Here is a 24,346-nt window from a genome sequence, read left to right as displayed (position 1 = left end):
AGATCGGGGTCATGCAGATCGGTCAGTTCCAGACCATCATGCGCCAGACGGTACATAATGCGATAAAGGCGCGCAAACCGTTCAGGATCGTGCAGTTGCAAAGCCTGCCCCAGCGCCAATGCAAACCGGCGAGACAGATTCATGACCGGAGCAGGTGCCGGGTACTGGGCTGTGCCCGCGCCGTATTGTTGCGCCGCCCCTATGGACGCGACCGTCCAATGCAGTGCCTCGGGCTCAGTACCCAAGTGAACAAAATACCGGCTTGCGCTGCGCCACGTGGCAAAATCAACCTGATGCGCAAGAACAACCTCAGGCATGCGTTCTCCCTACTTTATCCCGCCCTACGGCGCAGCCGCCCACGAATGCGCGCAAGCATATCGGGCAAGTCCGCTACGCCAAAAGCATGTAAAAGAACCGCATAAAGGGCTGCCCCACCCATGACCATGCCAGTCAGCCAGACGGCTCTGGTCACAAAAATGGCCGGGAGCGTTACAATACTCCCCACGCCCCAGAGACCAAGCCCCATAAAAAGAGCCGCAAGACACACCCGCCCCATGTGCAACAGAGTTGTCCCATACACGACCAGTGCGTTTTTACGCAGCAGCAGCACAACCAGAAACGCTACGTTGACGCACGCCGTAATGCTGCTGGCCAAGGGGGGGCCCGACATGCGTCAGAGGCACCATGAACAGCAGATTAAGCACAAAGTTCAACACAAGCACGCCTATGCCCACGTAAACCGGAGTCCGTGTATCCCCACGCGCAAAAAATGCGGGGGAGAGCACCTTGACCAGAATGAACGCTGGCAAACCTACGGCATAAGCACGCAGGGACTGGGCAGACAAAAGCGCGTCATGCTCGGTAAAAGACCCGTGCCCGAAAAGTACGATCATGATCGGGCCAGCGAGAACCAGCAACCCGGCAACGGCTGGCAGGGTCAGCAGAATAACATATTCCACCGAGCGGTTCTGGGCCCTATGCGCAGCTTGTATATCACCAGCACTCAGGTGCCGAGTTAGCACCGGCAGGAGTGTTGTACCCGCCGCCGCACCAAGCACACCCAGCGGCAACTGGTTGATCCGGTCAGCAAAATACATGAGCGAAACACTGCCCGCAGGCAGCAAGGTGCCAATAATGGTGTCCACGGTCAGATTGATCTGGCCAACGCCACTCCCGATGAGGCCGGGCACCATACGCCGCAACAACTGGCGGATGCGTGGCGTCAGGCGGGGCCATAAGGCATAAGGCCAAACTCCGCCTTCTCGCACGCCCAAGCCAGCAGGCCTAGTTGCACAACGCCCGAAACCGTAACCCCCCATGCTGCGGCATAAGCCACGGTTGGCAAAAACGGAGACGCACCAACAATGGCAAGAATACCCACCACATTGAAGGCCAAATAGGCAGCGGATGCCATGCCAAACCTGTGCAGGCCATTCAAGACGCCTGCCAGCAGAGCCGCCGCACAGATCATAACCAGATAAGGGAAGGTAATACGGCTCAGGCTGACCGCCATGGCATAGCGGTCACCATGCTGTAAAAACCCCGGGGCAATCACCCGCAGAACCTGCGGCATGAACACCTCACCCAGCACACACAAAAACACCAGCCATGCCAGCATGACCCCAAGTGTCCGGCGCGCGAACAGCCGGGCCTCATCGCGCCCCTCCTGCACCATAACGGTGGAGAACATGGGAACAAAGGCTGCGTTAAATGCTCCCTCGCCGAACAGACGGCGAAACATGTTCGGCAGGCGGAAGGCGACCTGATACGCGTCCTGCAGGGGGCCAGCCCCCATGAAGGCCGCCAGAAGCTGGTCTCGTACCAGTCCAAGAATGCGGCTGAGCATGGTCCAGCCGCCAACTGTCAGAAAATTTCTGAGCATGGGATATCCGCTTTGAATGTGCAGGCAAGCAGCGGAACACTAGAGATAAATCTGGAAAAAGATACTGCCAATTACCCACCAACTCCTTGTCCCGCATATGGGTGGGCGCCGGATACGCTATATTATTCACCCACAACACAGTATGCTGCCTACAGAACATAAAGAGCGGTCTGCACAAAACAGAACCATTGGAAAGACACATCGCGCATGCCCAATACGCCCCCATCTTCATTAGTGCCTGCTCACCAGCGTTGTGGCCTTATAAAGGCCAGCCAGCGCTCCAAGCGGGGGCAGGAAATGGCGCGCAGTCTTCTGGCTCTCTTTATTGTGGGTATGGCGCTATACACCATACAGGGCTTTTTACCCGCTCTGGCGTGGGGCGGCGTTTTTGCCATTGCCACATGGCCCCTTTACAGCGGCGCGTGCCGCATGTGGCCCAATGCGGCGCGGGGCACCTTGCTGCCACTCCTGTTTACGGCGGTTATGGCACTTCTATTTGTCATTCCCCTGACCCTGTTCACGCTTGAAGCGATTGGAGAGGCACAGAGTGCTCTGGAATGGCTGGACCATGCCCGTAAATTTGGCGTCCCGGTCCCAGAGGTTCTTCAACAGTTACCTCTGGGGGCCACAACCGTTACGCATCTGTGGGAGACGCATCTGTCCAACCCGCGTGATGTCTCGGGCCTGCTGGGAGCGCTGGACAACAAGGGTGTTATGGTTACGCGCGCACTCGGGAGCCAGATCGCGCACCGGGGTACGCTGTTCTGCTTTTCTATTCTGACCCTGTTTTTTCTCTACAAGGATGGTGTCTCGGTCATTCGTCAGTGCCGCGTTGCTTCAAGCCGGGCATTTGGCCGCAGGGGGGAAAGTATAGCCCGCCAGATTGTGGCTTCCATCCATGGTTCCGTGCAGGGGCTGGTTCTGGTCGGCATTGGCGAAGGCGTGCTGATGGGCCTTGTCTACCTTTTTGCCCATGCGCCACACCCTGCCCTGTTTGGCGTCATGACTGCCGTTGCCGCCATGATCCCTTTTTGCGCCATGATCGCCATTAGCCTTGTGTCCCTGCTTATTCTGGTCTCAGGCGCATCTGTTGCGGCCATTGTGACGTTCTGCATTGGTGCAACGGTTATTTTTGTCGCTGATCACTTTGTCCGCCCCACCCTGATCGGAGGCACCACCAAGCTACCATTCCTGTGGGTGCTGCTTGGTATTTTAGGGGGGGCAGAAATGTGGGGGTTGATTGGCCTGTTTATTGGCCCTGCTGCCATGGCCGCCCTCAACCTGATCTGGCGGCGCTGGACATACGGAAATAATGCAGAAGTCTGAAAAGACTTTTGCATTTCCTCCCCCAAGAGGGGTTACTTAGCATTCACATTTTCAGAAAGAATATCGGGCAGGCGGGATTCGAACCCACGACCCCCAGTCCCCCAGACTGATGCGCTACCAGACTGCGCTACTGCCCGTTAAGTGTGAGGGGTATGTAGCAGCCCCTTAGGCAGGGAGCAACCCACTCAAACTGTTTTTTTTGCCTTTTTTATCAATCAGGCCAAAATCTTGCGGCGCATGGCCTCCAGCTCAACCAGCACATCGGCCAGGTCGGCGCGCAAACGGATATTCTGTCCCATAACTGCAACCAGCGCTTCTTCCAGACCAGCCTCAATAGCAGCTGGCAGTTCGGCGGCTACAGCCTCAATCTGCTGGTAATCCCCAGTTATCGAGTCTTCGATAGCGGGGTGTGCTACCGGGGCGTCCACCAGCACAGTGGCATCCTCTTCCTCCACACCGCCCAAAGCCCCGGATGACGGAACACTGGCCAGAGTTCCGTCACGCAGCAGGCGCTGTACACCTTTAACGGTGTAACCCTGATTATAGAGCAGGTCAGCAATGCGACCGAGCAGCACGACATCATCAGGCCTGTAATACCGCCGCCCGCCCCCTCTCTTCAGGGGACGTACCTGCTGAAACTGCGTCTCCCACAAACGCAGGGTATGTTGGGGAACATGCAGTTCATCCGCAACTTCACTAATTGTCCGGAATGCGTGGGGGCCTTTTTCCATACTGCCCGACTCCAGAGCCTCCAGGCCAGAATCTGGCACGTCATACTCGTCGTCATGGGGAATGGATGTGCCATCAATCGTCATACTCGACTCCCGGCTCTGTCTCCTCATGGTTGACTTCGCCTCTTAGCAACTGGCTGGAGCGAAACACCAGAACGGAGCGGGGAAGAATAGGCACTTCCTCCCCTGTTTTGGGGTTGCGCCCGCAGCGCTGCCCCTTTTTACGGACTGAGAACGTGCCAAAACCGCTGATTTTGACACTTTCGCCCCGTTCGAGCGCCTGCATGACTGTCTCCAGAACATCTTCTAGGAGCACAGACGACTCTTTACGAGACAACCCTACCTGCTGATAGATCTGCTCTATCAAAGATGCACGTGTGACAGTTTCCATGTGAAGAAAGGTAACACGCCTGTGCGGCGCGTCAATTCATTCACAATGATGTCACCTGTCTGTTATCAGCCGGTTACAGGCGTACCAGCACAGAACCCCAGGTCAAACCGCCCCCCAGAGCCTCCATCAGCACCAGTTCGCCTTTCTGAATCCGGCCATCACGCACGGCTTCATCCAGCGCAAGAGGAATGGAAGCGGCTGAGGTATTGGCGTGCCGGTCAACAGTCACAACTACACGCTCGGCAGGCAGGCCCAGCTTTTTGCCCACACCTTCAATAATACGGATATTGGCCTGATGCGGCACAAGCCAGTCCACATCCGCGTAGCTCAGCCCTTCTGCCTGAAGAGCTTCGTCCACGGAGGAGGACAGTTTGGCAACGGCATGGCGGAACACATCGCGCCCGCTCATTTTCAGGTGTCCACTTTTATCTGGCTGGCCGACTGCGCCGTCCACGTACAACAGGTCACCCGTTGTACCATCGGAGTGCAGATGGGTGGACAGAATCCCCCGCGCACCGGATTCGTCATCAGAGGCGGAGACGACAACGGCCCCTGCCCCATCACCGAACAGGACGCAGGTGCCCCTGTCCTGCCAGTCCACAATGCGCGAATACACCTCGCTGCCAATAACCAGCGCGTTGCGTACCTGCCCGGAGCGAATAAAGGAATCCGCTGTTGCCAGTGCAAAAATAAACCCGGAACAGGCGGCGGCAATATCAAACCCAAACCCGTGGGTCATGCCCAGAGCAGCTTGAATACGCACTGCTGTTGCGGGAAAAGCCTGATCGGGGGTGGATGTAGCCACCAGCACCACATCAATATCATCAGCACTCAGCCCGGCGTAGTCGAGCGCGCGACGCGCGGCCTCGGCCCCCATGCTTGTCGCGCTGTCATCCGGGCCAGCCAGATGGCGGCGGGTAATGCCGGTGCGGGTTTTTATCCACTCATCCGATGTGGCCAGCCTGGTCGCCAGCTCTTCGTTCGTGACAACTCTTTCTGGCAGAAATCCACCAAAACCCACCAGAAGCGAACGTTTCGCCATGACCGTTCTTTCATTATCCGCCAGTACAAACCGCTCTGCGGCCTGCACACGCAATACATTCGTTCCGTCTATTCAGGAAACCGGGAGGGCTGGTGCGCAGTCTTCCTCCACCTGAGGACGCATCAACAACGCCCCCATATGGGCAAGGCGCTCACGAATGCTTTCGTTAAAACCATGCGTGACCATATCCATGGCCACATCGACCGCAGCGGCAAAGCCCTCGGCATCCGTGCCGCCATGAGATTTGACCACCACACCATTCAGGCCCACAAAAACGGCACCGTTATAACGGCGTGGGTCCAGCCATTCCTTCATCCGCTCCAGTCCGGGGCGGACGAGCAGATAACCAAGGCGGGAAATAATCCCGTGCTGGAACACCCGGCGCAAAAGGGTTGTGGCCATTTTAAGCACACCCTCGCCGGTTTTCAGCGCAACATTGCCTGTAAATCCGTCAGTAACCACAACGTCTGTGGTACCAGCGGTAATATCATGCCCCTCCACAAAACCGTGGTACTGTGAGGCAAGAGGACTTTCGCGCAGGATTTCAGCCGCCACGCGCAGTCTTTCATCACCCTTGAGTTCTTCCGCGCCAATATTGAGCAGGCCTATGGTTGGCGCAGGCAGCCCCAGCACGGACTTGGCAAACGCCTCGCCCATAACCGCGAATTCCACCAGATTGCGCCAGTCGCAGGCCACATTGGCCCCGAGGTCGAGCATGACAACATCGCCCTTGATGGTCGGGCTGATGGCGGCCATGGCCGGGCGGGATATGCCGGGCAATGTTTTGATAACAATTTTGGCCAAAGCCAGCATGGCGCCACTGTTGCCTGCGGACACAACCCCCTGGGCGCGCCCACTGGCCACGGCATCCATGGCAAGTCGCATGGAGGACTGACGCATCCGCAATGCGGATGTTGGCTTCATGTCCATGGAGACGGACACATCCGTATGCCACACCGTGCATATGGACGCAGCCTTGGGATACTTCGCCAGCAAAGGCAGCAGGCGCGCTTCATCCCCGATCAGAAGCACCTTGATATTGCGGTGCCGTTCGGCGGCAACGGCAAGCCCGGCAACAACCACTTCTGGAGCCCCATCACCTCCCATCCCATCCACGGCAAGGTTGAACACCTCGTCCGGATCGGAAGGAAAACTTTCTGGAATCTCGGTCTTGCTCATGCCTGCTTCTCTGCCATGCCGCAGATGCCTTACCCCCCATTACCCCGCGTGCTACGGATGCAGCACGCGTTAACTCACGCCTGAAAAAATCAGGCGCGAACGGCGACCTTGAGTGCCTTGCCTGCTGCAATCACTTCACGCCCGTCATAATGACCGCAGTGACTGCAAACATTGTGGGGGCGCTTCAGTTCGCCACAGTTGGAACATTCAGCATGAGCTTCTGCGCGCAGAGCTTCATGCTGCGACGCATGCCACGACGTGAAGGCGAGGTTTTCTTTTTGGGTACAGCCATAAGCCCAGCCCCTTCTCATAAAAATGGTTTGAACAACACGCCTGACCACGCATTCACGCACCCAGACGACATAACAGGTTTAACACCAGCACTGAGCCGCGGCCTCTAGCAGACAGCAAGCGTTTTCGCAAGCAATCCTAAAAGAAAACCCCACAGACGCGCATGAGCGGTTATGCGTTTCCGCCCCGCCAGCGCGCCAGACCGGCAAACGGACTGGCCTTTTTCTCGGCCTCTTCCTCAAGGCCAAGACGATCTGCCTCCTCCTCATCCATGATCAGACCGGGAGGGAGAGCAACATCCGGCGCATGAGGATAAGGCTCCAGATCAAGGGCAAACTGCTCAACAACAGCTTCCCCCAGATCAATGTCCTGCCCGTCATACGGAATTTCATCAATCGCGTCCATATCGGGCACGTCGGGCTCCACAAACTGTGCTGCGGGCACAAAGCGAACAACAAACGATCCGGCCATCATGTCCTCAAACGCTTCCATGCTGACAACGCAGGTCTGCGTAAAATGGACGGCCATTGCCCCTTCGGCCGTAACAACGCCCCGACCATCATCTTTAAGCCGGTAGCGGCAGCGGAGCATGGCCACATCCTGCAACCCCAGCCGCCGGGCCACTTTGCTGCATTCATCCGGCGTGGCTTCCACAGTCATATCCGTACCCAGCATTCCGATTCGGCGCACGGCCAGAGGGCGAAAAAATTCTGGTTTTTCGGTCATGGAAGTCTCCTGATGTAACGCTGAAACACGCAGACGGGGCACACTCGGGACAAAGTGCCTGCTCACCGTGCACACAATCTACCACACAAGCGTGACTTTATGGAGTAAGGACTGATAGATGGAGCCAACAAAGCCCGTATTTTTGCCATTCAGCAATTGACGCCTCGCAAGCGTTGGGGCATCGGACAGAAATGGCCGTTGCCAGTTGGATGACGATCATGGATCACAATCTTACGCTTGGGACACCCTGACCAGATGACGCCGCCACGCACGAACAAGATGACGCGCCTTAAAAGTGCCTGTGGGGCGCTCGCCACCGTTCTTGTGCTTTCTGGCTGTCAGGTTTTTGGCCCCACCCCAACGCCGCGTGGTTCCATTCTTGAGCCGGAAGAATACGGCCAGCTTGAACCCGGCACCAGCACCCGCGCTGACGCGCTGGACGTTATGGGCTCCCCCACGACCAAAGGCGCTTTTGACGATAACACGTGGATTTACATTTCCATGACCACCCATCTGGTGCCCATGGATTTTCCCGGCGTTATCAAACAGGATCTTGTTGTTCTCAAGTTCAACAATGCTGGAACGCTGGAAAGCATGCGCACGCTCAGCCGCAAGGACGCCAAGCATGTTGCCATGATCCAGCAGATTACCCCCACGCCGGGCACCAAAATTAACGCACTCCAGCAGATTCTGGGTAATGTCGGGCGCTATAACCCGATGCAGAACATGATGGGCTCAGGTGCTGCTGGTGGGCAGGGCGGCATGTTCAACAGCAACTCCGGCCCCGGTCACTTTGGTTCGGGCAACTCGCTGTAACATACAGCCGCAGGCTGGCATGACCGGCTAGTCCGGCAGGTACAGCCTGACGCGCAACCCACCTTCGGGCGCACTTTCCAGCTCCATTTCCCCGCCATGTGCACGCACGATATCGCGTGCAATGGTCAGGCCCAGCCCCGTGCCACCACCGTGCCCGCTTTCAAACGCACGCAGCACCTTTGCACGCCGCTCTGGCGGAATGCCGGGCCCGTTATCATCCACCACAATGCTCACCCCACCCGCCACTGCGCGAGCACTCAGCACAACACTGGCACCGTGTCTGCGGGCATTATCAAACAGGTTCCCCAGCGCGCGGCGCATGGCATCCGGGCGCATGTGCGCAAAAAGCCCCGGCTCCACCACTACGGCGCGCACATGCACATTGGCACGACGCGCGGCGGCCACCACATCCTCCAAAAAAGGCTGCACCTCAACGCGCTGCACACTCTCCGACCCCTCTCCACGGGCAAAAGCGAGGTAGCTGTCGATCATATGTTCCATTTCGGCAATATCACCGATCATCTCGTTCAGGTCCTCGGTCATGACTTCGGCACATACCGCCCCTTCCCGCGGCATCATGGCCAGAGAGAGCCTCAAGCGGGTCAACGGGGTGCGCAGATCGTGCGAGACACCCGCCAGAACGCCCGTACGTTGCGCCACAAAGCGGGTAATCCTGTCCTGCATGCGGTTAAAGGCCACAGCAGCCTTACGCACCTCCTGCGCGCCTGCGGGGCGTATGGGGCCAATGTCGCGCCCCATGCCAAACTGCTCCGCCGCCAGAGCCAACTGCCGGATGGCGCGCACCTGATTGCGCATGAACAGCCCGGCAATTGTAAACAGCAGCAGGGTGCTGCCCACGGTCCATGCGACAAATAGCCATATCTGCCCCATATCCAGCCGTTTACGCGGTGTATCAATCTCCAGCACCCCATCGGGTAGCTGAATGTAAATACGCACCGTGTGGTGAAAATGCCGCCAGCTGATAAAAAACGGGTAGCTGATTGCCTGACGAAGGGAGCGCACAAGGTCATCATCCATCGGGCCCAGAACATGCGTGGACCCGACGCGGGAGAGTTTTGCCCCCGGTCGCCAGATTTCTATGAGCTGCAACTGCTCACGCGCCTGCGCGACAAACCATTCCTTGTCCGCCGGGTTCTTCAGGCGTTCCAGCGCGTTGAGAGAGAGAACGATTTCCGCCGTAACAGAACTGGTCAGCCGCCGGGACACAACTCCGAGAAAATTACCGTAATACAGCTCAAGCGCTATGCCCTGCGTAATCAGCAGCGGAAAAAGAACAATCAGCAGCGACCGCCCCAGCAGGGAGCGCGGCAGCACGCGCCTGACCGATTTTTCCACCCGGAGCGCGCGCCACCGCTCCCGCGGAAAAAGGCGGAACCCCTTGCGCGCGCCCATACTGGCTTACAAACCCGGCTTGAGCACGTAGCCCCGCCCACGCACCGTATGCAAAAAGCGCGGCTCACGCGGGTCGGGTTCTATGCAGCGGCGCAGGCGCGTAACCTGCACATCCACCGCGCGCTCGCCAATTTCGGTCATGTCCAGAGCTTTGGCTATGTCTTCACGCGTGAAGGTTTCGTTCGGTTTACGCGCCAGGACGCACAGCAGGGCCGCCTCTCCACCGGTCAGGTGGACATTGCCCTCAGGGCCGCTGAGCAGCAGCCTTACAGGATCAAACTCCTTGTCACCCAACCGGACAATACGCAGGTTATCCGTGGGCGGCGGGGGCTGGTGCCGCCTAAGGTGCGCCTTGAGCCGCAACAAAAGCTCCCGTGGCTCAAACGGTTTGCCCAGATAATCATCCGCGCCCGCCTCCAGCCCGGTAATGCGGTCCTCTGGCTCCCCCCTGGCGGTCAGGAGCAAAATGGGCAGGTCCTGCCCGGACTCGCGCAGGGCACGGGTCAGTTCCAGCCCGTTCTCTCCCGGCATGGTCACATCCAGTACAAGGGCATCGGGCTGAATACCCTCCAGCGTATGCCGTGCCTCGGTCGCATTGGCTGCAACACTGACCCTAAACCCATGCTCGAACAGATAGCGCTGGAGCAGGCGACGCAGGCGCGGGTCATCATCCACCACCATGACGTGGGATGCGACCTCAGCCTCGGTGCCTGTTACATGCTCAGACATATCAACGCCCTTCCCTTCGTCCTGCGCCCTCTTCGCTCAGCAGCTCCCTGCTATGCTCGGACAACATACCCCCTATAACACGCCGAAAACCTTCCACCGCAGCACCTCCTGCCTCCCGGTAGGCAGCGACCAGCCTCTGGCGGATAACGGCAAACAGTCGGGCTTCGGCCGCCTTGCCCTCGGGGCTTAAACAGAGCAGCTTCTGCCGTCTGTCCTGCCGCCCTACGCTGCTCTGGAGGTAGGCTCGCGCGTCCAGCTCCTGCAATGTGCGCCCCAGACTCTGCTTGGTCACACCCAGAATATCCTGCAAACGGCTGACCGGAATGCCCGGACTAAAAGCCAGCACCTGCAACACACGGTAATGCGCACGGCCCAGACCATCCTCCTCCAGCACCGGTGCTACAGCTTCCGCCATATCCCGCGCAGCCAGAAACATAAGCGTTTGCGCCAGCCTCAGGCTTTCCTCGCGCAGAAAAAGCAGGTCAGAGCCTGCCCGTTCATGAGATGAGGGCATGGCCATGGCTGTGCCTACCCTGCCACGGTTTCTGGTTTCGCCGTCGCCACGCCAAAGCGGGCCTTGAGCCGCCCGATGCGCAGCACATCGGCCAGTCGCCTGTCCACAAATGCCTCAAAACCGGCAGAATCGCTCCCCCGGCTCAGCCAGTACAGAAAAACCGACGCATACAGCCCGCCCAGTGTCAGCCTTTTGCTCACATACGTCAGGCCCGTCGAATCATCCTGAGCGGCCTGCCATATGGCGTTGACCGTACGCACCCATGACCGGCGAAAAGCCTTTTGCCCCCGTATGGACATGAACACCGCCATCCCCCGCTGCGCGGCAAGACGCCGCTGCTCGTCGGGAGGAAGGCGCAGCAGAATGGCCTGTCGGACCCTCTGGCTCAGTCTGGGCTCAAATGTGTCCTGCATGGCTTCAAGCATGGTGCGGTCACACAGGTCGGACCATGCCTCCACCATTTCCACCACCCCTGCGGGGAACAGAAGGTCTGCATCCGGCCCGGCTACGGACCGGGAGCGTGTGCATGCTCCACCCGCACTCCCCCGCAACAGCCGCAAGCTTGCGCAAGGCCGCGTCGCGCTCCACATCCCGCTCCATGGGGGCTGGCATAACGCCCGCAGCCAGCGTGGCCACCGCCAGAGAAAGTGCCTGTTCCAGTTTTCCCGGCAGTACGCTCATGCTTTTACCCCATACCGTGTGATTTCCGCCTCAAAACCAAAGCGGGCCATATCCGTCATACGCATGGGATAGAGGATTCCGTCCAGATGATCCATTTCATGCTGCATGACATTGGCGCAAAAGCCTGAAGCCACACCCTCCACCCGTGTGCCATGCTCATCCCACCCGCTATAGCGCACACGGCGGTAACGCGGGACCTCCCCCCTAAAGCCGGGAATGGACAGGCATCCCTCCAGCCGTGGCATCATCTCCGTGCCATCGGGCGCGATCGTGGGGTTTATCAGCACCTGCACGGGGCGGGGCGGGTCATCCTCCCCTTCACTGCGTGCTGGTGGAACAGAATAGAGGAATATCCGCAAAGGCACATATACCTGCGGGGCGGCAAGCCCTACCCCCCCGCTCTGGGTCAGGGTTTCGCGCATGTTCTGCAACAAATCCCTGATCTGCGGCGCATTCATATCCTCCACCTCAGCCGCGCGCTGCAACAGAACCGGGTGGCCCATACGGGCAATAGCAAGAACCGACATGCTGTTTGTTGTCCTGTTTTTATGCACAACCACAATAAAACACACGGAAGTGCGGTTCTGATACGCAAGAACGAATTGTATCTTGTCTTAAGGCCGTGTTATAGAGACCGCCAACAGTGGAATCGGCAGCCCGGAAGGGTAACGCGGATCTCCTTCCATAATGGCTTCCCAAAAACCGGGTTACCGGATTTTTTTGAAACAGGGGTTAGTGACCAAGTGCACGTTCTAGTCCGTGACAACAATGTCGATCAGGCTCTTAAAGCGCTCAAGAAAAAAATGCAGCGCGAAGGCATCTTCCGTGAAATGAAACTGCGTCGGCACTTTGAAAAGCCGTCCGAACGCAAAGCGCGTGAAGCGGCTGAAGCCGTACGCCGCGCACGCAAAATGGAACGGAAGCGTCTGGAACGCGAAGGCTTCTAATTCAGCCTCCTCCTGTTTTGCAGGCATAAAAGGTCGGTTACCCGCTGGGTACCGGCCTTTTTGTTTGCCCATACCTCCCCTGCCCCACAGCTTTTGTTCTAGCAGGCATTAAAAAAGCCGCCACGCAATGTGTGGGCGGCTTTTTTTGAACAGTATTTTAACCAGTTTTAGCTGGCCTGAAGCTTGTCCAGCTCACGCACAATGGCTTCGCCCATAACGGACGTGCCAACACGGGCCATCCCTTCGGCCATAATGTCCGCCGTACGCAGGCCACTGGCCAGCACGTTGGAGACGGCCTGCTCAATCATATCCGCCTCGGCCTGCATGTTCAGCGAATAACGCAGCAGCATGGCAAAGGAGAGAATCTGCGCAATCGGGTTGGCAATACCTTGGCCTGCAATATCTGGCGCACTGCCATGAATTGGCTCATACAGCGCCGGGCGGCGACCATCGGCCTGCTCTGCCCCCAGTGTGGCGGAAGGCAGCATGCCAAGGCTACCTGTGAGCATGGAGGCAAGGTCGGACAGGATGTCCCCAAACAGGTTGCCCGTTACCAGCACGTCAAACTGGCGCGGGTTGCGCACCAGCTGCATGGCGCAGTTATCGGCCAGCATGTGGGAGAGTTCCACATCAGGGAACTCGCGGGCGTGCACATCGGTCACGACCTCTTTCCACAGCAGCCCGCTTTCCATCACGTTGCATTTTTCTACCGAGCACACGCGGTTGTCACGCTTGCGGGCCAGATCGAATGCAACGCGGGCAACGCGCTGGATTTCCGATGTGGTGTACACTTCGGTATTGATGCCACGCTTGGAACCATCGGGCAGGGTTTCAATCCCGCGCGGGTTGCCAAAGTAGATGCCCCCTACCGTCTCACGCACGATCATAATGTCCAGACCGCGCACAACGTCGGGCTTGAGCGTGCTGCTGTCCACCAGTGCGTCAAACACCTTGGCGGGACGCAGGTTGGCAAACAGCCCCAGCTCCTGACGCAGCTTGAGGATGGCCACCTCGGGGCGCTTGTCAAAACCGACATGCCCCCATTTGGGGTCCCCCACCGAGCCAAACAGCACGGCGTCTGCCGCCCATGCTTTCTCAATCACTTCATCACGGATAGGCACGCCGTATTCGGCCAGAGACGCACCGCCCACCAAGTCTTCGGTCAGTTCAAACGTCAGGCCACGATTTTTTTCCAGCCATGCAATAATCCGGCCGACTTCACGCACAACCTCGGGGCCGATGCCATCTCCGGGCAGGACAAGAAGTTTAACGGGCTGCTTGGGGTCTGTCATAGCGGTGCTCCGTATGGGTCTGTTCAGTCAAAATGAATGGTCGGCAGCCAGGACTTGTCCTGATCGAGCCGTTTTTCAAACGTCGCAATACTGGCTTCATGGTTCAGGGTCTGGCCAATATCATCCAGCCCTTCGAGCAGCAGGTGCTTGCGGAAGGCGTCAATCTCAAACGGGACTTCCTCCCCATCCGGGCGAATAACCACCTGACGCGGCAGGTCCACCGTAAGACGCGCATTGCTGCCCATCTGGGCATCGCCCATCAGCTCATCGCAGATCTCCCGCGGGAGACGAATGGGCAGGATGCCGTTCTTGAAGCAGTTGTTAAAGAAAATATCGGCAAAAGACGGCGCAATCACGCAGCGGATACCAAAATCCAGCAACGCCCATGGCGCATGCTCGCGCGAGGAGCCGCAACCCAGGTTGTCGTACGTGACCAGAATCTCGGCTTTGCGCCAAGGCTGCTGGTTGAGCACAAAGTCCGGGTTTTCCGTGCCATCGGGCAGGTAGCGCATGGCGTCAAACGCATGCTTGCCAAGACCCGTGCGCTGGGTGGTTTTAAAACCGGGCCGGAATGATCTTGTCCGTATCAATATTGGCTTCCGGCAGAGCCGCAGCAACAGCAGACAGCGTGACAAACTTTTCCATTATGCCAGTTCCCTCACATCGGTCAGGCAACCCGTGACTGCGGCAGCCGCAGCCATGGCGGGGGAGAGCAGATGCGTGCGCCCACCCGGCCCCTGCCGCCCTTCAAAATTACGGTTGGAGGTGGATGCGCAACGCTGGCCGGGGGTCAGGCGGTCAGGTTCATGCCAAGGCACATGGAGCACCCGGCCTCCCGCCATTCAAACCCCGCATCCAGAAAAATACGGTCCAGTCCTTCTTCCTCGGCCTGACGTTTGACGTTGCCCGAACCGGGAACGATCATGGCGCGCACACCCGGAGCAACCTTGCGCCCTGCGGCAATCTGGGCCGCCATGCGCAGGTCTTCTATCCGGCTGTTGGTGCAGGAACCGATAAACACTACATCCACAGGCGTGCCAGCAATTTTCTGCCCGGCCTTGAGCCCCATGTAGTCAAGCATGCGCTGCATCTGGGCTTTTACAGCCTCGTCCGTTTCCTGCGCAGGGTCGGGCACAGTATCGGTAATGGCCAGAACCGTCTCGGGGCTGGTGCCCCATGTCAGGGTTGGGCCAATGTCTTCTGCCCGCAAGGTCACTTCACGGTCAAAATGCGCGCCCTCGTCAGATGCAAGGGTCTTCCAGTACGCCACAGCCTGATCAAAGGCCTCGCCCTTGGGGGCGAAGGGGCGGTTGCGCACGTATTCAAACGTGGTCTCATCCGGGGCCACCAGACCTGCGCGAGCTCCGGCCTCGATCGCCATGTTGCAGATGGTCATGCGGCCTGCCATGTCCAGCCCACGAATGGCCGAACCGGCAAATTCTATAACGTGGCCCGTGCCACCAGCCGTGCCAATGTGGCCGATAATGGCCAGCATGATGTCCTTGGCCGAAACGCCTGCTCCGGGCGTGCCTTCCACGTTTACACGCATGTTCTTGGCCGGGCGTTGCAGAATGGTCTGCGTTGCCATGACATGCTCGACCTCGGACGTGCCGATGCCAAATGCCAAAGACCAAGTGCGCCATGCGTGGAGGTATGCGAGTCACCGCACACAATGGTCATCCCCGGCAGGGAAATACCCTGCTCCGGCCCAACCACATGCACAATGCCCTGATTGGAAGACAGGAGCGGAAAATAAGGAACACCAAATTCCTTCACATTGCGTTCGAGCGTTTCGATCTGGTTGCGGCTTTCCGCTTCCTCAATCGGCTGGCTCCGGTCGGATGTGGGCACGTTATGGTCCACAACGGCCACGGTCCGCTCCGGATGACGCAGTTTGCGCCCGGCCAGACGCAGCCCCTCAAACGCCTGTGGGCTGGTGACCTCATGGACAAGGTGCCGGTCGATATAAAGAATGGAGGTGCCGTCCGGAAGGGTTTCCACGACATGATCGTCCCAGATCTTGTCGAACAACGTACGCGCAGCCATGCGCATCCTCCTTACCTTTATATCTGTGTCAACAGCACGGAATAGCTGCTGCACACACCCTGTTTATCACAAAGACCCGACTGGCCACAGACCAGTCGGGTTCACACAAGCCATGTCTGGCATCGTGCCCAAAAGCCTTGTGGCTTTTAGCCTGCTGCTGCCGGAGCAACAACGTCACGCGGACGTTCTGCAATACGGGCAGACTTACCGCTACGGCCACGCAGGTAGTACAGCTTTGCGCGACGCACTTTACCACGACGCACAACCTTGATTTCGGCCACGGTCGGGGCATACAGCGGGAACACGCGTTCCACACCTTCGCCGTTGGAAATCTTGCGCACCGTAAAGTTGCTGTTCAGGCCCTTGTTGGAGCGGGCGATCACAACGCCTTCGAATGCCTGAAGACGAACGCGCTCGCCTTCCTTGACCTGCACGGAAACACGCACGGTGTCACCTGCATCAAAAACGGGCACTGCGCGTGCGGCTGTCAGACGTTCAATTTCTGCAGCTTCGTACTGCTGGATAATGTTCATATCGGTATCCTTCTCAAACCCCTAGGTCTGCCTGTGTGGCCCCGCCCACAGCTTCAGTCCTGTTTCCATTCTTGCGAGCCAGCCAGGCAGACCACAGATCCGGCCTTCTTTCCCGCGTTGTCTCTTCAGCCTGCGCCTGCCGCCACCGTGCTATGGCGGCATGGTTGCCCGAAAGCAGAACTTCCGGCACCTCATGCCCATCCCATACGGCCGGACGGGTATAATGTGGGTACTCAAGCAGCCCGTCGGAAAAACTTTCCTCAACGCCGCTCTGTTCACTCCCCATTACACCGGGGAGCAGACGCACACACGCATCCAGCAGAACCAGAGCCGCAGTTTCCCCACCCGAGAGGATATAATCCCCGATGGAAACCTGCTCGACACCCCGCGCCTGCAAAAAGCGCTCGTCCACTCCTTCAAACCGACCGCACAGCAGCATGACACCCGGCCCTGCCGCATAACGCCGCACGTCGGCCTGCGCTAATGGGCGCCCCCGTGGCGTAAGATATACACGCGGAATGTTGGCACCGGCCTGTGTTGCCGCAAGAGCAGCATCCGCCACATCCGGGCGGATTACCATACCTGCACCACCACCAAACGGCGTATCATCCACAGCGCGATGGCGGCCCAGACCATGCTCACGCAGGTCTTCGGTACGGCATGACCACACCCCGTTCTCCAGCGCACGCCCTGCAAGGGACTGCCCCAAAGGCCCCGGAAACATGTCCGGGAAGAGTGTGACAACGGTGGCCTGCCAGCTCATGCTGGCACCCCCGTCTGCCGCTTGCCAACGCCACGCCCTTCTTCCCCCGCAATTTCCTCGGGACGAACAATCACAACGCTCCGCTCATCCAGCCGCACTTCCGGCACGCAGGCCTTGGTGAAGGGGATAAGGGAACCATCGCTCAGTTCAAGGCTGGCACCGGCACCGTAATCATGCACCATGATGACACGCCCCAGAGAAAGACCTTTTTCGAACGCTTCCATACCGATCAGATCGGCGTGGTAGAATTCCTCTTCCTCTGGCTCAGGCAGGCTGGAGCGCGGCACATACAGGCGGGTATTCACCAACGCCTGCGCCGCAGTCCGGTCCGCCAGCGGCTTACCATCCGCGTCTTTTATCTCGGCAACGCCATCCGCGCCGCACCAGCGCAGCGACCATGTACGACCCTGCGTATCCTGCAGAACCGCATAATCCTCCAGCGCCGCAGCGTCTGCCGCGTAGGAATGCACGCGCACAAGGCCGCGCACTCCATGCGGTTTACCCACAACACCAATCAGGATCAGGTCAGGCTGCATGGCTGATTCGGTTCAGCTCAGGCTGCGGCTTCTGCTGCTTTAGCGGCAGCGGCTGCACGTTCCTGTGCCTTCTTCTTCGGAGCAGACTGCTTGGGCTGCTCGTTGTAGCTCGGCTTGGCGATCAGGCCAGCGTTACCAAGGAAGCGTGCGACACGATCGGTCGGCTGCGCACCCTGGGAGAGCCAGTGCGTGATCCGCTCGCTGACCAGACGCACGCGTTCAGCATGGTCAGACGGCAGCATCGGGTTGTATGCACCCACTTTTTCAATAAAGCGGCCATCGCGCGGGCTGTGGCTGTCGGCCACAACAATGTGGTAGTAAGGACGCTTCTTGGCACCAGCGCGGGCAAGACGAATTTTAACACTCATTCGGAATACTCCAGACCGAAAAACAAAACCCGGAAAACTTAGGCAGAAACAGGCCGCATCAGCGGAAGGGAGAACCGCCGGGACCACCCGGAGGACCTCCACCCATTCCCTTAGGCATGAGCGCAGACATTCCCTGGCGCATGAGACCTTTCACGCCCAGTTTGTTAAAACGCTTCATCATGGTGGACATCATGTCGAACTGCTTGAGCAGCTTGTTGACGTCCTGAACTGTTGTCCCCGACCCTGCGGCAATACGCTTTTTGCGCGATGCCTTGATGATCCCCGGCGCGCGGCGCTCACCACGGGTCATGGAACCGATAATGGCCAGATGCGTCTTGAGGACGGACGTATCAAGGTCCTTGTCCCCCAGCGCTTCCTTGACCTTACCCATACCCGGCAACATTCCCAGAATACCGGAAATGGAACCAAGCTTGTTGATCTGGCGGATCTGGGATGCGTAGTCATCCAGATCAAACTTGCCAGCCATCATGCGCTGGGCCAGACGCTCGCCTTCCTCGTGGTCCAGCGTATCGGCCGCTTTTTCCACAAGACCGGCAATATCGCCCAGACCCAGAATACGGCCAGCCACACGCTCGGGATGGAATTCATCCAGCGCGTCCAGCTTTTCGCCCGAACCGGTCAGCTTGATGGGCGCGCCGGTAATAGCCTTCATGGACAGGGCCGCGCCGCCGCGCGCATCACCGTCCATACGGGTCATGACAACACCGGTCACGCCCACGGCCTCGTTAAACGCTTTGGCGGTGTTCACCGCGTCCTGCCCGGTCATGGCGTCCACAACCAGCAGTGTTTCTGCCGGGTGTGTTACATCCCTGATCTGGCGGACTTCCTCCATCAACGCTTCGTCAATGGACAGACGACCCGCCGTATCAAGGATAACGACGTCATACCCTTCCTTACGCCCGACATCGAGCGCGCGCAGGGCGATTTCCACCGGCGCCTGCCCTGCGATAATGGACAGGGAAGTAACACCCGCCTGCTGCGCAAGCTGGGCAAGCTGCAACTGGGCGGCGGGGCGCTGGGTATCGAGCGAGGCCAGAAGCACTTTTTTACGCTCACGCGTAGAAAGGCGCAGGGCCAGCTTGCCCGAAGTTGTAGTCTTACCAGAACCCTGAAGCCCGACCATAAGCACAGGCACGGGCGGAATGGCGCTCAGGTTAAGCGGGGCAACACCCGCACCACCGAGCGCATCGATCAGGGCATCGTTAACAATCTTGGCGACTGCCTGACCGGGGGAAATGCTTTCGAGCACCTCATGGCCGACTGCGCGCTCTTTAACCTTGTTAACGAAATCCTTGACAACAGGCAGCGCGACGTCCGCATCCAGCATGGCCAGACGGACTTCGCGCATGGCTCCATCACATCGGCTTCAGACAGCGCGCCACGTTTGGCGAGACCATCAAAAACCCCGGAAAGCTTGCCTGATAGAGCTTCGAACAAGAGCAACACACCCCATAACAAGACGCGCCACTGCGCGAACACTCGCGGAGTGGCGGGCCTGATTTGTTGCAGGGCTTACGGCACAACCGCGCCCTGAGTCAAGGAACTTCTGGTTTTTACTTTTTCTGCGTATCGGAAGAAATCTGCTGGGCGGGGTGCTGCAACGCATTCAGCTCCCCAAGCAGCGCATGGATGCGCTTCTGCCGGTCGCGCATCTGGGCAAGCTGGTCCGGGGTCAGCACATCATGAATCCGGCTTGCCGTCTGGAGGTGCCGTGCCTCACGCTCAGCCCGCAGGGCGGCCATCTGCTGCTGCACCTGCGCAATTTTGTCCTGATCCAGCGGGCCGGGCGCGCTCAGCAGGTCCTCTATCTGGGCATGCAGGTTTTCAAACTGCTCCTGCGTGTCCTGCGCCTGATCCTGATCGTGCGCTTCCTTGAGGATGGTCGCGATCTGGTTACGCTGCTTGCGGGTCAAATCCAGCCCGTCCAGCGCGTTGCCACCCGGACCACCAAAAGTGGAGCCGACACCCATGCCGCCCCCCATACCCCCCGGCCCTGCCGCATGAGCCGACAGACCAGAGAGAGAAAGCCCCGCGACCAGTGCCGCGGCCAGTACACCATTGCTGATCTTCATGACCTGATTACTCTCCTGCAAAAACAGATGCCGTTCCCTGATGTGACCAGAAAAACCGCAATGCGCCAAGTGCGCGCAACACGACCCACCCCCAGCACATGGGCATTGGTGGGCCAGTGCTCACGCCTTAACGTGTTAACGCATTAAACCGTGCCGCTGTTTCCAACTCCATCTGCATACTGGCAATGCGGTCCGTGACCTCGGTATCCTGCCCCCATACGGCCATCTGGTGGCGCTCATCCACCGTGGCACTGGCAACCAGTTCTTCCACCGCAGCACCACCCATCAAGGCCAGCCCCAGTACCAGACTGCCCAGCGCAGGCACTGCCACCCCCAACACAGCCAGTTGGGCATCTGTCATGCCCTGCATAACCGCGCCAAGCGCCTGCAGATCCTGCCCGGACTGGCGGATGGGCATAACCCCATGTGTTGTGTGGAAGGCAACACCATAGGTTTTGCCAAGCCATGCCAGCCACGGGTCCCACAATGCTGCCTGTTGGGCTGCCAGTTTGCCCTGCGCACCATCACGGTAGCAGACCAGATCGCTATTGGCGTAAGCAGCAGGCTCTCCAGCACACCATCCCGCGCCTGCGGAATACGCTCGAGCATGGACCCTGCAATACCGGTCAAAGGCAGGTCCTCTGGGGTGAAATATCCTTCCGCTCCCTGCCCGGCGGCCTGCCATTCGGCCACAAGAGCCTCCGCCAGCGCGCGGGAAGGAACACACAGGGCCGTTTTGCCGGGCAGGCGTACGCAACGCCCATCCAACTCCACAGCAAAAGCCCCGTCCTGCGGAACAAGCTGGGCCTGCTTCCAGAATCGTTTGCGCCCCGCTGGCGCACGGGCAGGCATGCCGGTCGTGCCCCCGCTCACCGGAACAGCCCCAGACCGTGCAGCATATTCATGATTTTTTCCTCCCTGCTGGCTTTTTTGGCTACCGTGGTCGGGGCCGGGCCATCCGCCCCTTCCCGCGCAGCCGCAAGAAGTGCTGTGCAGGACGTGGCATCATCCCCGCCACCACCGCCGATGGTAATGCCGAAGCGCCCGTCTCCTGCCGCTGCCATACTGACCTGCGGGTTATTCCATGCCCCGGTAACATGCAGGGAGGACGATGCAGACGCCCCACCCAGCAACACCTGTGGGGCCAGTTGCATGTTCAGTTCATGCGTGGCCAGCGTCACCGTACCCTGCCCCCGCAGGTGCAGAAAATCACTCTCCAGCCCCAGTTGGTCAATATGGGCAACACCATTGGCAAACTGGGTATGCAGACCAAAGCAGCGGATGGGCATCTGCCCCTTGACGGGCACCTGTGGCCCCAGCATCCGGCGCAGTAATGTGCTGCCCACGCTGCCATCCACCACAGATGCGCCAAGGTGGCCTGCCAGAGTGTTACTGCGCTGTTGCGCATTTTCGCCCTGAGCCGAAACCGCTCCCACAAGCTGCACTGTGCCGTGCATGTCGGGTGCCACATGCATCCACGCCTGCACCACAGCCAGCGGCAGGAATATGGAGCGGGCAGATGCCTCCACCACAGGCTGCGGGCCAGAAATATCATACACAAGGCGGGCCACCTGCTGCTGGCCGTTCCCTACGGCATGGATCGGGTCCAGCGCCAGACGGCCATTGCCGAGCACCACATGGGTCTGCACCTGCGACCACGCAACGCCCTGCCAGTTCATGGCCTGCACCTGCACATCCCCCGTCAGGCGAGGGCGTTCAGCACATCGGCCAACCCATGGTTTTTGTAAAGAAACTGCGTTTTTCCGCTTTCTAAGTGACCGGTCACGGCAAGCCCTGTGGCGTCTGGCCACTGCTGGCCAAAACTCAGGTGCTCCAGCCGCCCCTGCACATCCAGCGCGGAGTGGGTCGTGCTCAGCACCCCCTTGACCTGCATAGACGAGCCACCCTGCGTTAACGCCAGATCTACCGGAGCTTCGGCCTGTGGCTGCATGGGCACAAGCTGCGCCAGAGTGCCTGCTGTTCCGTTTATGCCAATGGGCTGGTCACCCAGTTGCCCCTCCACATGTACGCTCAGCGGGTCTGTGGGGTTGGTGCGTCCACGACCACGCGCGCCAGAGCAGCCTGTGGGAGCCAACGCCCCACATCCACCCGACCCGCGCGCAGATGCAGGCTTTGCAGTTGCGGTGCATCCCCACTGCCACCCACACTCAGATCAACCGAAAGGTTCTGCCCATCGGGCAGGCTGGCATGCGGGAAAAAAGCGTTCAAATCCTGCATCTGGCCCACAGAGCCACCCAGATGCAGGGCATACACCCGCTCGGCCCCGGGGGCGTTGATCACCCCGTCCAGATGAGCAAGTCCGATGGAGTGTCCACCGTTGTTCAAGCTCAGGCGGAGTTGCAGGGGCAATTGTGCGCCCAGCGGCCAGAGCGGGCCTGTCTGCCCGCTAAGGGTAAAGCTCGCGCCACCCTTCTGCCCCTGTATGTCCAGATCGGGGGCGGTGCCATCCAGCCCGCGTATTGTTGCACGGTTCAGGGCAAACGTGCCGGAGTGGTGGGTCTGCGCGTCGTCCCACGTCACCTGTGCCTGACTGATGCTCAGTCCGTCACGCCCACATTCCAGTGCATATGCACCGGGCCGGAGGGAGTGCTCGCGCCCACCTGCTCCGGCGGAGATGGCGGCGTAAGCAGCCAGTCTGCCCGCCCATCGGCCAGACGGCGCAGGGTCAGCTGTGGGCCAACCACGCTCACATCACGCAATGCAATACGGTGGGAGAACAGCGGCATAAGAGCAAGCCGCGCCCGCACCTGCCGGACCACCAGCGCATCCGGCCCCGCGTTATCCACCCCGGACAGGCGCACATCCTGCGCCTCCACCCAAGGGAAAGGCAGAACCCAGACATGCAGCGCACCAATGCTCAGGTGCCGCCCCGTACCCTGCTCCACAGCATCACACAGCCGGGTTTTGAGCCACGTTGCGTCCTGCGTTGCGGAAAAAATTGTCCCGCCCCCAACAGCAATAGCCACAGCACCCGCGAGCAGGCCGATTTTCCATTTAAGACGCATGTCCGGTTTTCTCCCGCGCAGGTTGTGTTACCGCTCAGCCGCCCTTGCGCGCAGGGGGAGGCGTTGTGCCGGGTGTAAAGCCAGAGCGCGGAAGGTCTCGCGCATATGGGGGGGGAGTTCCGCGCTGACAACCAGCCTGCCTCCAGCAGGGTGTGGCATATCCAGCTCACGCGCATGCAGGTGCAACTGGTCGGTAAAGCCCGAAGGATGCGCTGTAGCGCCACCATATTTGGGATCGCCCAGAATGGGGGTTCCCAAAGACTCGCAATGCACGCGCAACTGGTGCGTGCGCCCCGTAAGCGGGGAAAGCCCGAGCCATGAGAACTTGCGGGCTGCCGAATCCAGCACCTCGTACACCGTGCGGGCGGACTGTGCGTCCTCATCCTTACGGTCGGCAGCTACCGTAATGGCCCCCGGGCCTGCGCCAAGGCGGGCCAGAGGCTGGTCAATCTCGCCCGAAAGGGGGTCGGGCCGGCCTACAACAACTGCCCAGTATGTTTTTTTAACATCCCGCCCACGGAAGGCCGCAGCCAGCTTGGCGGCAACGCCGGGGGTTCTGGCCAACAGCAGCAGACCGGACGTGTCCCGGTCGATCCGGTGGACAAGCCTTGGACGCGGGTCCTCGGGGTTTTCACGCAGGCCATCGAGCATCATATCCACATGGCGGGTAATGCCCGGACCACCCTGCACGGCAAGGCCGGAGGGTTTGTTGAGCACGATCAGGTGCTTGTCCTGATAGACGACCATGCGCTGGATTTCGCGCACCAGCTTGTCATCCAGCGGGCGTGGCACATCACGCGCGGGCTTGGCAGCCATGGGAATGGGGGGAACGCGCACGCTCTGCCCCGGCTCCAGCCGGGTGGAGGCATCCACCCGCTTGCCCTCAACGCGAATCTGGCCCGTACGGCACAGTTTTTGCAGCGCGCCCTGGGTCAGGTGCGGGTAATGACGGCGGAAATAACGGTCGAGGCGGATACCGGCCTCGTCCTCGCTCACGGTAAGATTGACAACACTCATGCGC

General features: G+C 59.5%; 24 protein-coding genes, 1 tRNA gene and 7 pseudogenes. 3 read left to right on the top strand and 29 right to left on the bottom strand.

Annotated elements, in window-relative coordinates; all coding sequences use genetic code 11:
* Nucleotides 1-331: 331 nt before the first annotated feature.
* Nucleotides 332-1,882: pseudogene (gene murJ, locus JCM25146_RS17085) on the bottom strand (murein biosynthesis integral membrane protein MurJ).
* 207 nt (nucleotides 1,883-2,089) lie between these two features.
* Between murJ and JCM25146_RS04110 the strand changes: the two are divergent.
* Nucleotides 2,090-3,208 (top strand): AI-2E family transporter, encoded by a 1,119-nt coding sequence (locus JCM25146_RS04110; protein WP_025826092.1) that lies wholly within the window; start codon nucleotides 2,090-2,092, stop codon nucleotides 3,206-3,208.
* Nucleotides 3,209-3,271: 63 nt separating this feature from the next.
* On the opposite strand, the gene JCM25146_RS04105 is transcribed toward JCM25146_RS04110, so the two are convergent.
* The 7 genes and pseudogenes from JCM25146_RS04105 to JCM25146_RS04075 all read right to left on the bottom strand — a co-directional run bounded on the left by JCM25146_RS04105 (nucleotide 3,272) and on the right by JCM25146_RS04075 (nucleotide 7,568).
* Nucleotides 3,272-3,345: transfer RNA gene (locus JCM25146_RS04105), tRNA-Pro, on the bottom strand.
* Nucleotides 3,346-3,423: 78 nt separating this feature from the next.
* Entirely contained in the window at nucleotides 3,424-3,939 is a 516-nt protein-coding gene (locus tag JCM25146_RS21225; protein ID WP_081774753.1) for a MerR family transcriptional regulator, read from the bottom strand.
* A 73-nt stretch (nucleotides 3,940-4,012) separates the two neighbouring features.
* A complete protein-coding gene (locus tag JCM25146_RS04095; RefSeq protein WP_257640801.1) occupies nucleotides 4,013-4,366 on the bottom strand; it encodes an integration host factor subunit alpha in 354 nt (117 codons plus the stop codon).
* Nucleotides 4,367-4,403: 37 nt separating this feature from the next.
* Nucleotides 4,404-5,372, bottom strand: coding sequence for a beta-ketoacyl-ACP synthase III (locus tag JCM25146_RS04090; RefSeq protein ID WP_025826087.1), 969 nt, complete (start codon nucleotides 5,370-5,372; stop codon nucleotides 4,404-4,406).
* Nucleotides 5,373-5,444: 72 nt separating this feature from the next.
* On the bottom strand, nucleotides 5,445-6,551 hold the full coding sequence (gene plsX / locus JCM25146_RS04085; RefSeq protein WP_025826084.1) for a phosphate acyltransferase PlsX: 1,107 nt from the start codon (nucleotides 6,549-6,551) through the stop codon (nucleotides 5,445-5,447).
* A gap of 89 nt (nucleotides 6,552-6,640) precedes the next feature.
* A pseudogene (gene rpmF / locus JCM25146_RS17080) lies at nucleotides 6,641-6,843 on the bottom strand (50S ribosomal protein L32).
* A gap of 170 nt (nucleotides 6,844-7,013) precedes the next feature.
* Nucleotides 7,014-7,568 carry a YceD family protein gene (locus tag JCM25146_RS04075; RefSeq protein WP_025826082.1) on the bottom strand — a complete coding sequence of 185 codons (555 nt, stop codon included), beginning with the start codon at nucleotides 7,566-7,568 and terminating at the stop codon, nucleotides 7,014-7,016.
* Between the two features lie 255 nt (nucleotides 7,569-7,823).
* Here JCM25146_RS04075 and JCM25146_RS04070 point away from each other — a divergent pair, with 255 nt between their 5' ends.
* Nucleotides 7,824-8,384 carry an outer membrane protein assembly factor BamE gene (locus JCM25146_RS04070; RefSeq protein ID WP_025826079.1) on the top strand — a complete coding sequence of 187 codons (561 nt, stop codon included), beginning with the start codon at nucleotides 7,824-7,826 and terminating at the stop codon, nucleotides 8,382-8,384.
* A gap of 27 nt (nucleotides 8,385-8,411) precedes the next feature.
* Here the strand turns inward: JCM25146_RS04070 and JCM25146_RS04065 are convergent, their stop codons facing one another.
* Genes JCM25146_RS04065 through def form a run of 6 tightly spaced genes read right to left on the bottom strand, consistent with a single transcriptional unit; the run spans nucleotide 8,412 to nucleotide 12,248 of the window.
* Entirely contained in the window at nucleotides 8,412-9,797 is a 1,386-nt protein-coding gene (locus tag JCM25146_RS04065) for an ATP-binding protein (RefSeq protein ID WP_025826077.1), read from the bottom strand.
* A gap of 6 nt (nucleotides 9,798-9,803) precedes the next feature.
* On the bottom strand, nucleotides 9,804-10,526 hold the full coding sequence (locus JCM25146_RS04060; protein ID WP_025826075.1) for a response regulator: 723 nt from the start codon (nucleotides 10,524-10,526) through the stop codon (nucleotides 9,804-9,806).
* Between the two features lies 1 nt (nucleotide 10,527).
* Nucleotides 10,528-11,040: a MarR family winged helix-turn-helix transcriptional regulator gene (locus JCM25146_RS04055; RefSeq protein WP_408734905.1), complete on the bottom strand. Its 513-nt coding sequence runs from the start codon at nucleotides 11,038-11,040 to the stop codon at nucleotides 10,528-10,530.
* Between the two features lie 14 nt (nucleotides 11,041-11,054).
* Nucleotides 11,055-11,501 carry a ubiquinone biosynthesis protein COQ9 gene (locus JCM25146_RS17075; protein WP_242400915.1) on the bottom strand — a complete coding sequence of 149 codons (447 nt, stop codon included), beginning with the start codon at nucleotides 11,499-11,501 and terminating at the stop codon, nucleotides 11,055-11,057.
* Entirely contained in the window at nucleotides 11,473-11,721 is a 249-nt protein-coding gene (locus JCM25146_RS23420; protein ID WP_242400914.1) for a hypothetical protein, read from the bottom strand. Before JCM25146_RS23420 ends, JCM25146_RS17075 begins: the two co-directional genes overlap by 29 nt.
* A complete protein-coding gene (gene def / locus JCM25146_RS04045) occupies nucleotides 11,718-12,248 on the bottom strand; it encodes a peptide deformylase (protein WP_025826071.1) in 531 nt (176 codons plus the stop codon). Before def ends, JCM25146_RS23420 begins: the two co-directional genes overlap by 4 nt.
* Before the next feature lie 216 nt (nucleotides 12,249-12,464).
* Here def and rpsU point away from each other — a divergent pair, with 216 nt between their 5' ends.
* Nucleotides 12,465-12,668 (top strand): 30S ribosomal protein S21, encoded by a 204-nt coding sequence (gene rpsU / locus JCM25146_RS21215; protein WP_003623949.1) that lies wholly within the window; start codon nucleotides 12,465-12,467, stop codon nucleotides 12,666-12,668.
* A 167-nt stretch (nucleotides 12,669-12,835) separates the two neighbouring features.
* On the opposite strand, the gene leuB is transcribed toward rpsU, so the two are convergent.
* From leuB to JCM25146_RS17045, 15 genes and pseudogenes are all read right to left on the bottom strand, one after another.
* The gene (gene leuB / locus JCM25146_RS04035; RefSeq protein ID WP_025826068.1) at nucleotides 12,836-13,960 is read right to left on the bottom strand and encodes a 3-isopropylmalate dehydrogenase; all 1,125 of its coding nucleotides are present in this window, start codon (nucleotides 13,958-13,960) and stop codon (nucleotides 12,836-12,838) included.
* Nucleotides 13,961-13,983: 23 nt separating this feature from the next.
* A pseudogene (leuD, locus tag JCM25146_RS17070) lies at nucleotides 13,984-14,605 on the bottom strand (3-isopropylmalate dehydratase small subunit).
* Nucleotides 14,605-16,006, bottom strand: a pseudogene (gene leuC, locus JCM25146_RS17065) (3-isopropylmalate dehydratase large subunit). The pseudogenes leuD and leuC overlap by 1 nt, the downstream one beginning before the upstream one ends.
* Before the next feature lie 146 nt (nucleotides 16,007-16,152).
* Nucleotides 16,153-16,539 carry a 50S ribosomal protein L19 gene (rplS, locus tag JCM25146_RS04020; protein ID WP_025826065.1) on the bottom strand — a complete coding sequence of 129 codons (387 nt, stop codon included), beginning with the start codon at nucleotides 16,537-16,539 and terminating at the stop codon, nucleotides 16,153-16,155.
* A gap of 13 nt (nucleotides 16,540-16,552) precedes the next feature.
* A complete protein-coding gene (gene trmD / locus JCM25146_RS04015; protein ID WP_025826063.1) occupies nucleotides 16,553-17,302 on the bottom strand; it encodes a tRNA (guanosine(37)-N1)-methyltransferase TrmD in 750 nt (249 codons plus the stop codon).
* A complete protein-coding gene (gene rimM, locus JCM25146_RS04010) occupies nucleotides 17,299-17,838 on the bottom strand; it encodes a ribosome maturation factor RimM (protein WP_025826061.1) in 540 nt (179 codons plus the stop codon). The genes trmD and rimM overlap by 4 nt, the downstream gene beginning before the upstream one ends.
* Before the next feature lie 17 nt (nucleotides 17,839-17,855).
* Nucleotides 17,856-18,206, bottom strand: a complete 351-nt coding sequence (rpsP, locus tag JCM25146_RS04005) for a 30S ribosomal protein S16 (protein ID WP_025826059.1) — start codon at nucleotides 18,204-18,206, stop codon at nucleotides 17,856-17,858.
* Nucleotides 18,207-18,264: 58 nt separating this feature from the next.
* Nucleotides 18,265-19,664: pseudogene (ffh, locus tag JCM25146_RS17060) on the bottom strand (signal recognition particle protein).
* A 116-nt stretch (nucleotides 19,665-19,780) separates the two neighbouring features.
* Nucleotides 19,781-20,299 (bottom strand): Spy/CpxP family protein refolding chaperone, encoded by a 519-nt coding sequence (locus JCM25146_RS03995; RefSeq protein WP_025826057.1) that lies wholly within the window; start codon nucleotides 20,297-20,299, stop codon nucleotides 19,781-19,783.
* 127 nt (nucleotides 20,300-20,426) lie between these two features.
* A pseudogene (locus JCM25146_RS24805) lies at nucleotides 20,427-21,151 on the bottom strand (ATP12 family chaperone protein).
* Between the two features lie 17 nt (nucleotides 21,152-21,168).
* The gene (locus tag JCM25146_RS23405; protein ID WP_242400911.1) at nucleotides 21,169-21,978 is read right to left on the bottom strand and encodes an AsmA-like C-terminal region-containing protein; all 810 of its coding nucleotides are present in this window, start codon (nucleotides 21,976-21,978) and stop codon (nucleotides 21,169-21,171) included.
* Nucleotides 21,979-22,001: 23 nt separating this feature from the next.
* Nucleotides 22,002-22,322 carry a hypothetical protein gene (locus tag JCM25146_RS23400; RefSeq protein WP_242400910.1) on the bottom strand — a complete coding sequence of 107 codons (321 nt, stop codon included), beginning with the start codon at nucleotides 22,320-22,322 and terminating at the stop codon, nucleotides 22,002-22,004.
* 8 nt (nucleotides 22,323-22,330) lie between these two features.
* Nucleotides 22,331-22,840, bottom strand: a complete 510-nt coding sequence (locus tag JCM25146_RS23395) for a hypothetical protein (protein WP_242400909.1) — start codon at nucleotides 22,838-22,840, stop codon at nucleotides 22,331-22,333.
* Between the two features lie 17 nt (nucleotides 22,841-22,857).
* On the bottom strand, nucleotides 22,858-23,325 hold the full coding sequence (locus JCM25146_RS23390; RefSeq protein ID WP_242400908.1) for an AsmA family protein: 468 nt from the start codon (nucleotides 23,323-23,325) through the stop codon (nucleotides 22,858-22,860).
* Nucleotides 23,326-23,359: 34 nt separating this feature from the next.
* Nucleotides 23,360-24,342: pseudogene (locus JCM25146_RS17045) on the bottom strand (RluA family pseudouridine synthase).
* Between the last annotated feature and the right edge of the window lie 4 nt (nucleotides 24,343-24,346).

The sequence above is a fragment of the Acetobacter okinawensis JCM 25146 genome, assembly GCF_000613865.1.
Lineage (GTDB): Bacteria > Pseudomonadota > Alphaproteobacteria > Acetobacterales > Acetobacteraceae > Acetobacter > Acetobacter okinawensis.
This window is presented reverse-complemented; position numbering and strand designations above follow the sequence as displayed.